An 11,969-nucleotide genomic window follows, 5' to 3' on the forward strand; every position below is an offset into this window, starting at 1 on the left:
CTCCTTAGCGCTTCTTGCCGGTCTTGCGGCGGCGGACGATGAGCTTGTCGCTCGGACGGTTGGGCTTGCGGGTACGGCCCTCAGGCTGGCCCCACGGCGAGACCGGGTGGCGACCACCGGAGGTCTTGCCCTCACCACCACCATGCGGGTGGTCGACCGGGTTCATGACGACACCACGGACGGTAGGACGACGGCCCTTCCAGCGCATACGGCCGGCCTTGCCCCAGTTGATGTTGCTCTGCTCGGCGTTGCCCACCTCGCCGACGGTTGCGCGGCAGCGCACGTCGACACGACGGATTTCACCCGAGGGCATACGAAGGGTCGCGTACGGCCCTTCCTTGCCGAGCAGCTGGATGCTCATACCGGCCGAACGGGCCAGCTTGGCACCGCCACCCGGACGCAGTTCCACGTTGTGCACGGTGGTACCGGTCGGGATGTTGCGCAGCGGCAAGTTGTTACCCGGCTTGATGTCGGCCGTGGGGCCGGACTCAATCGGGCTGCCCTGCTTGATGCCCTTCGGCGCGATGATGTAGCGCTTCTCGCCGTCGGCAAAGTGCAGCAGTGCGATGTTGGCGGTGCGGTTCGGGTCGTACTCGATGTGAGCGACCTTGGCCGGGATGCCGTCCTTGTCCAAACGACGGAAGTCGATCAGACGGTAGGCACGCTTGTGGCCGCCACCACGGTGACGAGTGGTGATGCGACCGTGCGCGTTACGACCACCGGACTTGGTGAGCGGGCGCAGCAGCGACTTCTCCGGCGTCGACCGGGTGATCTCGGCGAAGTCCGACACGGACGAACCACGACGGCCCGGCGTTGTCGGCTTGTACTTACGGATTGCCATGAGTTCTTCTCTACTTTCTGGACGCCCCTCCGCTTACGCGGCCGGGCCTCCGAAGATCTCGATGGGCTTGCTATCGGCCGAGAGGGTCACGAGCGCGCGCTTGGTGTCCTTGCGCTTGCCGTAACCGAAGCGGGTCCGCTTGCGCTTGCCCTGACGGTTGGCGGTGTTGACGCTGGTCACCTTGACGCCGAAAACCTTCTCGACGGCGATCTTGATCTGCGTCTTGTTCGAGTCCGGGTGCACCAGGAAGGTGTAGGTGCCTTCCTCGATCAGCCCATAGGACTTCTCCGAGATGACCGGTGCGAGCAGGATGTCGCGGGGGTCGGCGATGGTGCTCACTTGCTCTCCTCCTGGGCCGCCTCGGCGGGACCGTGAACGAACGTGTTCAGGGCCTCGACAGAGAACACCACTTCGTCGCTGTTAAGCACGTCGTAGGTGTTGAGCTGATCCGGGGCGATCGGCAGCACGTTCTGCAGGTTCGCCACGCTCTTCCACGCGGCGACGTCCTCGCGACCGACGACGACGAGGAACTTCTTACGATCCGAAAGTTCGGCGAGGAAGCTCTTCGCGGTCTTGGTCGACGGGGCCTGCCCGGCGACCAGTTCAGTGATCACGTGGATGCGCTCGTTACGGGCCCGGTCAGACAGGGCGCCACGCAGTGCGGCGGCCTTCATCTTCTTGGGGGTCCGCTGGGTGTAGTCACGCGGCTGCGGGCCGTGGACAGTGCCACCGCCAACGAACTGCGGTGCACGGGTCGAACCCTGACGGGCGCGGCCGGTGCCCTTCTGGCGGTACGGCTTCTTGCCACCACCACGGACCTCACCACGAGTCTTCGTGGAGTGAGTGCCCTGGCGAGCGGCGGCCAGCTGCGCGATGACAACCTGGTGCATCAGCGCGACGTTGGCGGTGACGTCGAAGATCTCCGCGGGGAGTTCGACGGTGCCTTCGGTCTTGCCGCCAGCGACCTTGACCGGAAGGGTCAGGTTGGCCTTCTTCTCAGTGCTGACAGTGGTCATGCGCGCGCACCACCCTTCACTGCGCTCTTGACGATCACGACGTTGCCGCGACGGCCGGGGATTGCACCCTTGACCAGCAGCAGGCCGTTCTCAGCGTCGACCTTGTGAACCGAGAGGTTCTGCGTGGTGACGCGCTCGTTGCCCATACGGCCCGACATGCGCATGCCCTTGAACACGCGGCCGGGGGTGGCGCAGCCACCGATGGAGCCGGGACGACGGTGCACAGCTTGGGCACCGTGCGAGGCGCCCTGACCGGCGAAGCCGTGACGCTTCATGGTGCCGGCGAAGCCCTTGCCCTTGCTGATACCGGTCACGTCGACGTAGGTGCCCTCTTCGAAGACGTCGGCAGAAAGTTCCTGGCCGACCTCGAAGGTGGAGGCATCCGCGACGCGGATCTCGGTGATGTGGCGGCGAGGGGTGACACCGGCCTTGGCGAACTGGCCCGCGGTGGGCTTGTTCACCTTGCGCGGGTCAATGGCGCCGAACGCGATCTGCACGGCCGAGTAGCCGTCGCGTTCCTGAGTGCGAATCTGGGTCACCACGTTGGGGCCCGCCTTGATGACGGTGACCGGGATGACACGGTTCTTCTCATCGAAGACCTGCGTCATGCCAAGCTTGGTGCCCAGGATGCCGGCCTGAGGCCGATTCTTGTTATCAGTCATTGCTCGAGTCCCCGTCACTGAATGTTGACGTCGACGCTGGCCGGCAGGTCGATGCGCATAAGCGCGTCAACCGTCTTCGGCGTCGGGTCGAGGATGTCGATGAGTCGCTTGTGAGTACGCATCTCGAAGTGCTCGCGCGAGTCCTTGTACTTGTGCGGCGAACGGATGACGCAGTACACGTTCTTCTCGGTGGGCAACGGCACCGGCCCGACCACACGGGCGCCAGTGCGGGTCACCGTCTCCACGATCTTGCGCGCTGACGCGTCGATCGCCTCGTGGTCATAGGCCTTGAGCCTGATGCGGATCTTTTGTCCCGCCACGCTAAGTGTCCTTTTCTCCGCTTTCCTTCGTGGCAACAGAAGCGAACTTCCGCGCCACCCTCAATTTGCACAGCCCGAACACACGATGGATTTCCAGTCGAGACCGCGACCGCACGCGCCACAAATCGGGCACTGCTAGTCCTCGCCGCTGTTCATCTGTCATGGTTCTTCCGGTCCACGCGGTCGGGCGTGTCGCCCTGATGCTCATAATGCGATCTCGAAAAATTTCTTTCCCGAGACCGGCGAGCACACATTCGGTGGGCCGGAACGTATCCACACCGGTTTCCCGGAGGGACACTAACTATTTCTCGCCTTGCACGACATAGAACCTGTACAAGGCAACCCGAACAGTATGCACCATGCCGAGAGGCCGGTTCAAATCGGGGGGCTGCGGTATCGATCACGCCCGCGTTTGGGGCGCGACCTGGGCCGCAGCGACGTTCGAGCTGAGCTAGTCAATAGTAGCTGGAGCGATGCGGGCGACCTTAACCAGGAGCCTCCCGCACTAACTTACTTTTGAGTAAGATCGAGTGATGACGAAGGAAACCGCGACCTATCGCGGCTGGAAGAAGCTGCCCGACAATCGAATCGGGCACACCCTGTTCTCACTCGGCATGGTCGCGCGGGTGCCGTACTTCGGCACGGTGTTGCCGCAGGTAGTGCGGTTGGAACCGGGATTGTGCGAGGTCGTCGCGCCGAAATGGTTCGGCATCCACAACCACATCGGTACCTTCCACGCCATCGCGGCATGCAACTTGGCCGAGTGCGCGATGGGCATGCTCAGCGAAGCGACGGTCCCGACCAGCCACCGCTGGATCCCCAAGAGCATGAACGTGCAGTACTTGACCAAGGCCGAATCGGGTTTGCGCGCGATCGCGAAACTGCCCGAACTCCCCGACTTCGACGCGCTCACCGAGGGCACCGACCTGGTGGTCCCGGTGTCGATTTACGACAAGCGCGGCATCGAAGTGGTCCACGCCGACATCACGACGTGGGTCACTCCCGCCTGAACACCGCCCGCCACCCGCTCCGCTGACGAACTGCTTGAGCGGTTCGGACTGGCGGCGCGGCGCAAAGACAAGCTCGTGTTCTTCTAAACGGCTCTACCGGCGGGCGCTGCTGCAAACGCAAGGTCGGCTCACGCTTCGGCAAGCGCTGCGCCTTGCCGACTGACGAGCTGGGGTTTGCGGGCTGAGCTGGAGAAGCGATTGAATGCGAAGGTGAGTGTGCGGGAGTTTGATGTCGCGGTCGTCGGGCTTGGGCCTGCTGGGCGGGCGCTTGCCCATCGGGCGGCGGTCGCCGGGCTCAAGGTAGCTGCCATTGATCCGCGACCCGATCGACTGTTTCCGCCCACGTTCTCCTGCTGGGTCGACGAGCTGCCCGCGTGGTTGCCCGGGTTCGCGATCGCGCAGCGCATCGAAGCGCCGACCGTGTGGACCAGTGTCGAGCGAAGGATCACCCGCCCCTACTGCGTGCTTTCCAAGCCGGGCCTGCATGCCGCGCTCAACATCGACGACGCGACGGTCTACGCGGCGCGCGCCCGCAACGTCGACCAGCATCTCGTCGAGCTCGACAACGACACCACCGTCAAAGCGGCAACCGTCTTCGACACGCGTGGCCTGCCCGTCCTCAACCAGCGACGGGCGGCGTCAGCACACGGCATCTTCGTCAGCGAGGAAACCGCGGCACCGATGGTCGCGAAAGGTGAAGGGCTGCTTCTTGATTGGCGTCCGGAGAATGGCGCTGGTCCGGCTGAGCCGCCGTCGTTCCTGTATGCGGTCCCCCTCGGCGACGGCACGGTGATCTTCGAGGAAACCAGCCTCGGCCTGCGCGGCGGCATGCCGCAACACGAACTACGCAAGCGGACCCTCGCCCGGCTCAAGGCCCACGGCATCGAACTCACCGGCGACGAACCACACGAGGCCGCGCACTATCCACTCGACCAGGAACCGCCGAAAAAGGGTAGGGCCATCGCGGTGCCGTTCGGTTCGCGCGGCGGCATGATGCACCCCTGCACCGGCTACAGCGTCGCTGACTCGCTGGCCCTGGTCGACCCCGCGATCGACGCGATCAAAGCGGGCAACGACCCGATCGAAGCGCTGTGGCCGTGGCAGGCGCGACTGGTCTATTGGATGCGGATGCGCGGCCTGTGGGGCCTCGGTCGCCTGACGACCGCGCAGTCGATCGCGATGTTCGACGCGTTCTTCACCGAGTCCGAGCGCGGACAGCGCGCGCTGCTGTCCGCCCACGACGACTACCTAGGGTTGGGCGCGGTGCTGTTCAACACCGTCGCCCACACCTGGCCGTTCCGCTGGCGCTACGACCTCGTCGGTTGGCGCAACCGCGATCGTTGGCTGAACTACCCGTTCTGAGCTGCCCGCTTGTACCCGATGATCGCCGGGTAACCGAAGACGATGAGCATCCCGACCGACCACGCCGCGGTCTCAAGCAACGGCCCAGCCACCGGGCCGCCGTAGGAAAGCCCGCGCATCGCGTCGATCGCGCAGCTCATCGGCTGATGCGCGACGAAGGGCTGCAACCACGTCGGGTAGGCGAACACCGGGACGAAGCCCGAGTTGAAGAACATCAGCAGCGTGTTGACGATGCTGATGACGCTGAGCAGCATCACGCCTTCGGTGACGGTCGCGAGCGCGGTGACCATCACGGTGAACCCAAGCCCGAACAGCACGGGAACGCAGACCAGCGCGATGTTGGTGAGCGGGTTTTCCATGAAGAGGAAGCCCAATGGCACCGCGACGAGCAGCACGATAACCGTGGTCAACACGATGCGCAGCATTTCGGCGAGCAAGCGCCCGGTGAGCAGCGAACCCTTGTGGATCGGCATGGTGTAGAACCGGCTCAGCAGCCCTGACGACTTCTCGCGCTTGAAGCCGAGCGCACTCACCTGCGCGCCCGTCATCGCCGCGACCAGCGTCAGCATGGCGGCTTGGCCGTAAATGCTGGGGATGCCGGTGGCGTTGGTGATCGAATTGCCGAGCACGATCTGGAACATCAGCAGCGTGAGCGCCGGGTAGACGATCGTCTGAATCGTCGTTGACGGGTCGCGCAACCACACCTTCAACATGCGGCGGCACTGGATCAGGCTTTGGGTGAACCACAGCGTCAGCGAGTTCTCGGGCTTGCCAACAACGACAGGCAACCGAGCCGCGACCGCGTGAGCCGCGTCGGCATCGGGCTCGGTGAGCACCGCGTTGGCGTGTTCCATCGTTGTCATGATCGCCTCACACTCGCCCACACCGCCAGTGGGAGGAACAGCGCGGTGATTCCGCCGAGCCATGCCAATGACACCCAAGAACCGCCCCAAGTCATATGTCCGTTCGCCATGTCTTGCAGGGTTTCGGAGAACTGAGAAATGGGCTGGTTACGCGCGAACGGCCGCACCCATTCGGGGAAGCTCTTTTCCGGAACGAACCCGGTCGAGAGCATGCCGAAGATCAAAATCGGCAACGTGAGCGCCTGGGAGAGCGCTTCGGGGTTTTTGCTCAAGCTGCCCATCGCGTCGGCACCGAAGGTGAGCGCGACACCAACCGCGACGGCGAAGGCGGCGAAGCACAGCGCGTCGAGCCAGCCGCCGAGGAACCGGAAGCCGATCAGATAGCCGTAGAGGATGGTCGCGGTAAGCGAGATGAGCGAACGCACGATGCCAGCCGCGATCCGCGACATCAGCGGAACGAATTTGCCGATCGGCATCGTTTGCAGTCGCGTGCTGAAGCCGGTGAGCGCCTCGAACGCCGACAGCTGCGCGTTCGACATCATCGTCATCGCCATCGTCTGCAAAACGACGACGGGCATCACGAACTGGGCGTAGTCGATGCCCTGGAACTTCATCACGTACCGCAGCGGCAGGTAGAAGCTGATGGTGATGATGAACGGCGTGATGCACGCGACGATCAGCTCGCCCTTGGTAGCCATCGTGTGCACGATGCGCCCGGTGAGCGCGCGCCACTGCGCGAAGCTGCTCGGCCGTACCGCTGGTAGCTCAGCGAACAGCGCGTTCGCCGGTTTTATCGTCGCGGTCACTAGTTGCCGCCAGAGTGTCCGGTGATCGACAAGAACACGTCGTCGAGCGAAGGGCGACGCAGCGCGATGTCGGCGAGCTCCACGCCGGCGGCGTCGAGGCGACGCAGCGCTTCGGCGAGCGTTGCCGCACCGTCGGGCGCGGGGATCGACAGCTTGTCGGCGTTGACAGCTTCGGCGGCGACGTTGGCTGGCACGAGGTCGCCAAGCGCGGCGATGGCCGCGGGCAGCCGCGTGACCTCAACCGGGACGATCTCGCAGAAGCTGCCGCCGGTGCGGGCCTTGAGCTCGTCGGCGGTGCCTTCGGCAATGACCGTGCCCTTGTCGATCACGATGATGTTGTCGGAGAGGATGTCGGCCTCTTCGAGGTACTGCGTGGTGAGCAGCACGGTGATGCCCTGATTTTTGAGCGCGGTGACCAGGTCCCACACGCCCTGACGGCTGCGCGGGTCGAGCCCGGTCGTCGGCTCGTCGAGGAACACCACTTCCGGCCGAACAACAAGCCCGCACGCGATGTCGACGCGACGACGCATGCCGCCCGAGTAGTTGGCGACCGCGCGCTTACCAGCGCTGACCAGGTCAAATTCCTCAAGCAACACATCGGCGCGCGACCGGGCCGCCGACCGAGTAAGCCCCATCAACCGACCGAACAGTTCCAGGTTTTCCCGACCGGAAAGGTTCTCGTCGAGCGCGGCGTACTGGCCGGTCATCATGATCGATCGACGCACGCCAGCGGCATCGGTAACCACGTCATGACCCGCGACAACAGCGCGACCGGAGTCGGGGCGCAGCAACGTTGACAGGATTTTGACGGTGGTCGTCTTGCCCGCGCCATTGGGCCCGAGGATGCCGAGCACGCTCGCCTTTTCCGCCCGGAAGCTGACGCCCTGCAAGGCGTGCACGTCGCCAAAGGACTTGCGCACGTCGGACACCAGCACCGCGGGTTCGGTGTCGCGTGCCGCGACGCCTCCCACGGGCGAATCCACTGAGATCGAACTCGGCATCAACTCTCCACCATCGGCCGGTGCGCGGCGCGAACACACGCACGCGGATTGTTTGGGTTCCAGTAGGTGATCCCCACTGCTCGGCGCGATGTTACCGGTCGGCCGACTTTCCCGATTGTTCTTCGGCCTACTCACACGATCGCCGCAGGTGATCTTGTGTCGTTGCTCACCTGGGCAGTGGAAGGGCAGTACGCGAGCCTTGTCGGGTGTGTACGGCGGCCCATACCCTGACGAGCAGGGAAGTGGAGGTGACCATGAATGACCACATCATCGCGACCGTCGATCCACGCACTGGCGAGGAGAACGCGCGCTATCCGGTGCGCGGCCACGCCGAGGTCACCCTTGCGGTTCGTACCGCCAACCACACCCAAAACTGGTGGGGCGAGCTCGATTTCGCGCAGCGTCGGTCGGTGCTACTCGATTGGCGAGCCGAAATCGCAAGACGCAGTGGCGATTTGGTCGACATCCTCCGTAGCGAAACCGGTAAACCTGCCGCCGACGCGAACCTCGAAGTCATGCTCGCTGTCGAAAACCTCGACTGGGCCGCCCGCAACGCCAAACTCGCTCTTGGTCGAAAACGCTTGGCCGCCAATTGGCTAACGCGCAACCAGCACGCTTCGGTTGGCTATCTCCCGCTCGGCGTCGTCGGCGTGCTCGGCGCGTGGAACAACCCAGTTTTCACCCCGATGGGGTCGATCGCCTATGCGATGGCGGCGGGCAATTCGGTGGTTTTCATCCCCCACCAGACAACAACGGGCGTCGGGCTCTGGCTCGCGCAAAGTTGGTATCGCGTCATGCCTGACCAGCCGGTTTTGCAGGCCATCACCGGCGACGACGGCACCGCGCACGCGCTCTGTCAGGCGGGCGTCGACAAGATCGCTTACGCGGGGCCAGCCGAGTCGAGTCGCGACGTCATCACGCTCTGCGCGCGCACCCTTACGCCCGTGATCGTCGAGCACACCGGCAAGGGGTCGATGATCGTCGCCGACGACGCCAACATCGACGCCGCCGCCGAAGCAGCGGTGTTCGGCGCGATGGCCAACTCCGGCCAAAACGCCACCGGCATCCAGCGCTGTTACGTCGCCGACGCCGTCTTCGACGACTTCCTCGCCCGCACCGCCGACCGCGCGGCCCGCCTGCGCCCCGGCGCCGACAATCGCGCCTCCTACGGCCCGATGATCAATGCCGACCAGGTCGAAGTGGTGCGCGCGCAGGTCAGCGACGCGCTCGATCGCGGTGGGCACGCCGTGCTCGGCGGGCTTGAGTCATTCCGCGACCCCTACGTTGAGCCGATCGTGCTCGCGCATGTGCCCGAGGACAGCATCGCGATCACCGGCGAGGGCATCGGCCCTGTCCTTGTTGTCAATCGCGTCGCCGACCTCGCCGACGCCGTCACGCGGTCCAACGCGGCGGGCAACGGCATCGCCGTCACCATCTTCACCGCCGATGTTGGCACGGCCGAGTTCGTCGCTGAACAGCTCAAAGTTGGTGTGGTGACAGTCAATTCGTCGACCGCGTTCACCGGCATCCCCGCGCTGCCGTTCGGTGGCGTCGGCGAATACGGGCAGGGGCACAGTCACGGCAAGGAAGGGTTGCGCGAATTCAGCCGCACGATGTCGATCGCGCGCAGGCGCTTTCGTGCCCCGGTTCGCCTATCGACCTTCGACCGTCATCCGCGTCACCTGCGCACTGCGAAAGCCCTTTTCCGACTACGACACGGAAGGGGATAACACCGACGAAGCTAACGCGCCCATCCGCGCCAATTGCGCTGGGCGAGAATCGAATCGAAGTAGTCGACCAACGTCGATGATGATGCCAAGCGCGGCGTGAACGCGGAAGCGCGCCTCGATGGGATCGCCGTCAAGCAGGTTGGCCCATTCCAGCACCGTCTGCCGTTGCAGCGCGCGCAAGCGATGCTGTTCGGCGGGCGGGAGGCTGCCGAATTCGGCGTAGTACACCGGCATCAGTTCGGGCGTCATGAAGGTGAGTCGCACGAAGCGGTCAGCGATGCGGCGGGCGGCGTCGGGACGGTCGGTCGCTTCGCGCAGCGCGTCTTCGATGGCGAGGGTGATGCGGTCGCTCGCACGGTTGAACGCGGCGAGCAGCAGGTCGGCTTTGCTGTCGAAGTACCGGTACACGCTGCTCGCGTTGATCCCGACGGCAGCGCCGATTTCTTCGATCGCCGACTCGTGATAGCCGTTGCGGCCGAAGATGCGCATCGCTTCAGTGAGTAGCTGTTCGCGTTTTGATGAAACGGTGAGCCCAACTTGGCCGGGCTCAGCCGCACCTTCGGGCGGTTCGGGCGGCAGGTCGGCGAAGATCACCGCCATCGCCATTTCCAGCATCAGCGCCAGCGTGCGGGCCTGCGGCAGGTTGCTGCGATGCGCGGAGATGCTGGCGAGCACGCTCAACGCGCCAACCGCGCGCATCGCCACTTCGGTCTCGCTGAGCGAGGGGCGCAGCTCGGCGATCGGCGCGCCGACCATCGCTTCCAGTTCGCGGTAGTACGCGCGGATGCGATGCCGGTCTTCGCGTTCGAGGTAGCGGCGTTCCCAGCGGTAGAGCCCGGCTTCGCGGCGAATGTCGATGTCGCGCTCGGCAACCGCGGTGAGCAGGGCGGTTAGCCGATCGAGCGGCGGAAGCGAAGGATCGTCGGCGGCTGCCGCGCTGTCGCGTAGATCGCGCGCCCCCTCTTCAGCGGCGGCGACGAGCAGCGCGTATTTGTTCGCGAAATGCCGGTACAGCGCGGGGCCGGAGATGCCAACTTCGGCGGCAATTTCGTCGACCCCGACCGGGTGATAACCACGCTGACTGAACGCACGCGCTGCCGCTCGCATGATCTGGAGCTTGCGATCCTTGGGTCGACGGCGCACGGGACCCGATTCGGCCTCACTGCGTTCGGCGACCATCGATCCTCACTTAGGTGAACGGGGTCCGCCGGTGGGCGGAGGGCAACGTTGCTCCAGTCAACCTAAGTTAACCACAATTCGCAAACGCCCAGCTGCCGATCACCACGGCGAAATTACAGCCCAAGCCCCTTGGCGAGCACCGGCCACGACTGGTGCAAGTCGTCGTTCCAGTAGCCCCACGAGTGGGTGCCGGCGTTGCGGAAGTTGAAGGTGGCCGGGATGCCGAGCTCGTTGAGCTTGGTCTGCAAGTTGTGCGTGCAGTAGTTGGTGCCAGCTTCGATGATGCCGCCGACGATCAATTGGTTGGCGAGCCCGAACTGGCCGGGCAGCGCGTACGGGCCGTCGAGCGTGTCGTACGGACCAGGCAGCCCGTTGCCGCTGGACACATAAAGCTCAAGGCCGCGCAGCCCTTCGGCATTCACGTACGGGTCGTTGCGCACCCACTCGGGCGAGCCGACCGGGCCCCACATGTTGAGCGTGTCGCCGTTGCCCCAGGTCTCGACGGTGACCTTCACAAATTCCGAACCAACCGCGTCGGAGGTCTGCGCGCACCCGCTGTAGGCGGCGGCGGCCTTGTAGAGGCCGGGCTTGGCAATAGGCAACGCGAGAACGGTTGTCCCCGACGTCGACAACCCGGCGATCGCGTTCACGCCGTTGGTGCCGAGCGCGCCGTCGACGAGCGGGGGAAGTTCCTCGGTGAAGAAGGTCTTCCACTTGTTGCGACCGAGCACGGGGTCGTCGGCGATCCAGTCGGTGTAGTAGGTCCACTTGCCGCCGATGGGCTGAATGACGTTGACGTTCTTGTCGCCGAGGAACTGCAACGCGCCGGTCTTAGCGACCCACGAAGCCGAATCCTCGCCTCCCCCAGCACCATTGATCAAATACAGCGTGGGGCGCGGCACCGATGCGTCGGCCGGACGCTGGACGTCGACGATGACCTCTTTGTCCATCGCCGCCGAAAACACGTGCAATCGCAGGCTGCGCGAATCCTTGATTTCGGCCTTCACGATGCGCGAGCCGTCGGGTGCGGTCGGATTCGCAAGGAGCGCACGTCCGTCGATGATCGGGTCAGCCGACGCTGTGCCGATGCCACCAGCGGTGAGCAAGCCAGCGATCGTCGCGAGCGTAACCACGAACATCGCGGCAGCGCGGGAGCCCGTTTTCGACACGGTTTCCACC

The 11,969-nt window shown here is 64.8% G+C and carries 13 protein-coding genes; 3 read left to right on the top strand and 10 right to left on the bottom strand.

All coding sequences use genetic code 11. The features are described 5' to 3' along the window. Nucleotides 1-4 precede the first annotated feature (4 nt). From rplB to rpsJ, 5 genes are read right to left on the bottom strand one after another with little or no spacing between them, the layout of a single operon-like run. On the bottom strand, nucleotides 5-841 hold the full coding sequence (gene rplB, locus IEX78_RS16365) for a 50S ribosomal protein L2 (protein ID WP_188829866.1): 837 nt from the start codon (nucleotides 839-841) through the stop codon (nucleotides 5-7). 33 nt (nucleotides 842-874) lie between these two features. After that, the gene (rplW, locus tag IEX78_RS16370) at nucleotides 875-1,180 is read right to left on the bottom strand and encodes a 50S ribosomal protein L23 (protein WP_188829867.1); all 306 of its coding nucleotides are present in this window, start codon (nucleotides 1,178-1,180) and stop codon (nucleotides 875-877) included. Then, nucleotides 1,177-1,857, bottom strand: a complete 681-nt coding sequence (gene rplD, locus IEX78_RS16375) for a 50S ribosomal protein L4 (protein WP_188829868.1) — start codon at nucleotides 1,855-1,857, stop codon at nucleotides 1,177-1,179. Before rplD ends, rplW begins: the two co-directional genes overlap by 4 nt. Further along, nucleotides 1,854-2,519, bottom strand: coding sequence for a 50S ribosomal protein L3 (gene rplC, locus IEX78_RS16380; RefSeq protein WP_188829869.1), 666 nt, complete (start codon nucleotides 2,517-2,519; stop codon nucleotides 1,854-1,856). The genes rplD and rplC overlap by 4 nt, the downstream gene beginning before the upstream one ends. A 14-nt stretch (nucleotides 2,520-2,533) precedes the next feature. Continuing rightward, on the bottom strand, nucleotides 2,534-2,839 hold the full coding sequence (gene rpsJ / locus IEX78_RS16385) for a 30S ribosomal protein S10 (RefSeq protein WP_003938093.1): 306 nt from the start codon (nucleotides 2,837-2,839) through the stop codon (nucleotides 2,534-2,536). A gap of 533 nt (nucleotides 2,840-3,372) precedes the next feature. Between rpsJ and IEX78_RS16390 the strand changes: the two genes are divergently transcribed. Continuing rightward, entirely contained in the window at nucleotides 3,373-3,849 is a 477-nt protein-coding gene (locus tag IEX78_RS16390; protein WP_188829870.1) for a hotdog fold domain-containing protein, read from the top strand. A 210-nt stretch (nucleotides 3,850-4,059) separates the two neighbouring features. Then, complete coding sequence (locus IEX78_RS16395) at nucleotides 4,060-5,211, top strand: lycopene cyclase family protein (RefSeq protein ID WP_188829871.1); 1,152 nt, start codon at nucleotides 4,060-4,062, stop codon at nucleotides 5,209-5,211. Here the strand turns inward: IEX78_RS16395 and IEX78_RS16400 are convergent. Genes IEX78_RS16400 through IEX78_RS16410 form a run of 3 tightly spaced genes read right to left on the bottom strand, consistent with a single transcriptional unit; the run spans nucleotide 5,199 to nucleotide 7,881 of the window. Further along, nucleotides 5,199-6,074 carry an ABC transporter permease gene (locus IEX78_RS16400; protein WP_308426546.1) on the bottom strand — a complete coding sequence of 292 codons (876 nt, stop codon included), beginning with the start codon at nucleotides 6,072-6,074 and terminating at the stop codon, nucleotides 5,199-5,201. The genes IEX78_RS16395 and IEX78_RS16400 overlap by 13 nt on opposite strands. Next, the gene (locus tag IEX78_RS16405) at nucleotides 6,071-6,880 is read right to left on the bottom strand and encodes an ABC transporter permease (protein WP_188829872.1); all 810 of its coding nucleotides are present in this window, start codon (nucleotides 6,878-6,880) and stop codon (nucleotides 6,071-6,073) included. The genes IEX78_RS16400 and IEX78_RS16405 overlap by 4 nt, the downstream gene beginning before the upstream one ends. Then, a complete protein-coding gene (locus IEX78_RS16410; RefSeq protein WP_188829873.1) occupies nucleotides 6,880-7,881 on the bottom strand; it encodes an ATP-binding cassette domain-containing protein in 1,002 nt (333 codons plus the stop codon). Before IEX78_RS16410 ends, IEX78_RS16405 begins: the two co-directional genes overlap by 1 nt. 254 nt (nucleotides 7,882-8,135) lie before the next feature. Here IEX78_RS16410 and IEX78_RS16415 point away from each other — a divergent pair, with 254 nt between their 5' ends. Continuing rightward, nucleotides 8,136-9,611, top strand: a complete 1,476-nt coding sequence (locus IEX78_RS16415; protein ID WP_188829874.1) for an aldehyde dehydrogenase family protein — start codon at nucleotides 8,136-8,138, stop codon at nucleotides 9,609-9,611. Here the strand turns inward: IEX78_RS16415 and IEX78_RS16420 are convergent. Continuing rightward, on the bottom strand, nucleotides 9,591-10,790 hold the full coding sequence (locus IEX78_RS16420; protein WP_188829875.1) for a TetR/AcrR family transcriptional regulator: 1,200 nt from the start codon (nucleotides 10,788-10,790) through the stop codon (nucleotides 9,591-9,593). The genes IEX78_RS16415 and IEX78_RS16420 overlap by 21 nt on opposite strands. Nucleotides 10,791-10,903: 113 nt before the next feature. After that, nucleotides 10,904-11,929 carry an alpha/beta hydrolase gene (locus IEX78_RS16425; RefSeq protein WP_188830243.1) on the bottom strand — a complete coding sequence of 342 codons (1,026 nt, stop codon included), beginning with the start codon at nucleotides 11,927-11,929 and terminating at the stop codon, nucleotides 10,904-10,906. Nucleotides 11,930-11,969: the final 40 nt, after the last annotated feature.

Origin of the sequence: Nocardia camponoti, from assembly GCF_014646135.1 — a bacterium.
Lineage (GTDB): Bacteria > Actinomycetota > Actinomycetes > Mycobacteriales > Mycobacteriaceae > Nocardia > Nocardia camponoti.

What these genes read in the sequence shown, in the direction of transcription:
- IEX78_RS16420 (WP_188829875.1), bottom strand. Translation starts at nt 10,790, where the DNA reads ATGGTCGCCGAACGCAGTGAGGCCGAATCGGGTCCCGTGCGCCGTCGA.
- IEX78_RS16390 (WP_188829870.1), top strand. Translation starts at nt 3,373, where the DNA reads ATGACGAAGGAAACCGCGACCTATCGCGGCTGGAAGAAGCTGCCCGAC.
- rplD (WP_188829868.1), bottom strand. Translation starts at nt 1,857, where the DNA reads ATGACCACTGTCAGCACTGAGAAGAAGGCCAACCTGACCCTTCCGGTC.
- rplB (WP_188829866.1), bottom strand. Translation starts at nt 841, where the DNA reads ATGGCAATCCGTAAGTACAAGCCGACAACGCCGGGCCGTCGTGGTTCG.
- IEX78_RS16410 (WP_188829873.1), bottom strand. Translation starts at nt 7,881, where the DNA reads ATGCCGAGTTCGATCTCAGTGGATTCGCCCGTGGGAGGCGTCGCGGCA.
- rplC (WP_188829869.1), bottom strand. Translation starts at nt 2,519, where the DNA reads ATGACTGATAACAAGAATCGGCCTCAGGCCGGCATCCTGGGCACCAAG.
- IEX78_RS16415 (WP_188829874.1), top strand. Translation starts at nt 8,136, where the DNA reads ATGAATGACCACATCATCGCGACCGTCGATCCACGCACTGGCGAGGAG.
- IEX78_RS16425 (WP_188830243.1), bottom strand. Translation starts at nt 11,929, where the DNA reads ATGTTCGTGGTTACGCTCGCGACGATCGCTGGCTTGCTCACCGCTGGT.
- IEX78_RS16400 (WP_308426546.1), bottom strand. Translation starts at nt 6,074, where the DNA reads ATGACAACGATGGAACACGCCAACGCGGTGCTCACCGAGCCCGATGCC.